Source organism: Nocardia sp. NPDC060220 (assembly GCF_042727815.1).
In the GTDB taxonomy this organism is placed as follows: domain Bacteria; phylum Actinomycetota; class Actinomycetes; order Mycobacteriales; family Mycobacteriaceae; genus Nocardia.
Genome location: NZ_JBHWZY010001393.1, coordinates 1 through 1040 on the forward strand (window position 1 = coordinate 1; position 1040 = coordinate 1040).

The 1040-nt window shown below is 63.3% G+C and carries 1 protein-coding gene and 1 pseudogene; both read right to left on the bottom strand.

Annotated features, from left to right (window positions below):
• Positions 1-319 (bottom strand): septation protein SepH (gene sepH, locus ACFWF3_RS37020; protein ID WP_379318931.1); only part of this gene is annotated, 319 nt, incomplete at its 3' end.
• A 312-nt stretch (positions 320-631) separates the two neighbouring features.
• Positions 632-1040: pseudogene (locus tag ACFWF3_RS37025) on the bottom strand (phosphoserine transaminase); the annotation flags it as partial.

Consider the following 1040-nt stretch of genomic DNA (forward strand, 5'->3'; position numbering starts at 1 on the left):
CCTTCTGCGCCAATTCGGCGGCGCGCGCACGCTCGAGCAAGACGGGGTAGGCGAATCGTTCGACTTTGGATTCCGGCATGCCGGACTCTGCCGTGACCTGCTCGACGGACGCTCCAGCGCGAATACGGGCCTGGATATCGCGAGGACGCATAGTCGCCTCCGTTTCGATCTCGATCTGGCCGAATCGTGCGAGGTCGCCGCGCGCCGCCGCGCGGAGCTTGTCGTCGGCGGGCAACCGGAACTTGGTACCGGACTCGGTGTCGCTGCACACGATGTGCGTGGAGTCGGGCGTCACCCCGATCACTCGAAGTTCACGCACCGTTACCTCCCTATCGCGTCGGCTACGACACCGCCCACTTTCCTAGACAGTAGTGCACATTACTTGGCCGCCGCAGCAGACACGCACGACTTAAATCGCGCACCAGCCGTGCCCAGGGGGCTAATCTGAGCGGCTCACCACCCGAATTCAGCTTGTGTGCAGGGGTTTTGGTGATAGATCAACATCAAATATCGATACCGAGATCTGTCGAAACTCGGCGAATATTGCGAATGTGTGCAGTCCGAACAAGAAGGGCCGGTGCGCGGCGAACCGAATGGGTTCACCGGGCACCGGCCCTATCGCGGTCTTATCTCAGAGCTGACCCACGACCCAGTCGATCGAACGGGTCAGCTGCGAAACATCTTCCGGGTCGATCGCCGGGAACATGCCGACGCGCAGCTGGTTACGGCCCAGCTTGCGGTAGGGCTCGGTGTCGACGATGCCGTTGGCGCGCAGGATCTTGGCCACCTGGGCCGCGTCGATCGCGTCGTCGAAGTCGATGGTGCCCACGACCTGCGAGCGGTGCGCCGGGTTCGACACGTACGGGGTGGCGAAGGAGCTCGACTCGGCCCACGAGTACAGCCGCGAGGACGAATCCAGGGTGCGCTTCACGGTCCAGTCGAGGCCGCCGTTGGCGTTCATCCACTCGATCTGGTCGGCGAACAGCAGCAGGGTCGCCAGCGCCGGAGTGTTGTAGGTCTGGTCCTTGGAGGAGTTGTCG